This window comes from Anaerotignum lactatifermentans, from assembly GCF_016902535.1.
Taxonomy (GTDB): Bacteria; Bacillota; Clostridia; order Lachnospirales; family Anaerotignaceae; genus Anaerotignum; species Anaerotignum lactatifermentans_A.
In genome coordinates this window covers 1-231 of the sequence record NZ_JACSNY010000066.1, presented here as the reverse complement: position 1 = coordinate 231, position 231 = coordinate 1, and the positions used below count along the sequence as shown (strand labels likewise).

1 rRNA gene is annotated in these 231 nt (G+C 42.0%); it reads left to right on the top strand.

From position 1 onward, the window contains the following. Nucleotides 1–124: 124 nt before the first annotated feature. Nucleotides 125–231, top strand: a 16S ribosomal RNA gene (locus H9X84_RS12880); the annotation flags it as partial.

The following is a 231-nucleotide window of genomic DNA, read 5'->3' as shown; positions in this document are numbered from 1 at the left end:
GCAGAAATAAACTTACAACCCATAGTCAATTCAACGGCAGATGATTCTGCTGATAAATGACAAGAGTTTGCCGGTTTCGAAAAAACCGGAGGATAGCCAGATTAACTGGTTAGGCATTAAACTTTAACATAAGAGTTTGATCCTGGCTCAGGATGAACGCTGGCGGCGTGCTTAACACATGCAAGTCGAACGAAGATATTAAGAATGAGAGCTTCGGCAGGATTTCTTTCT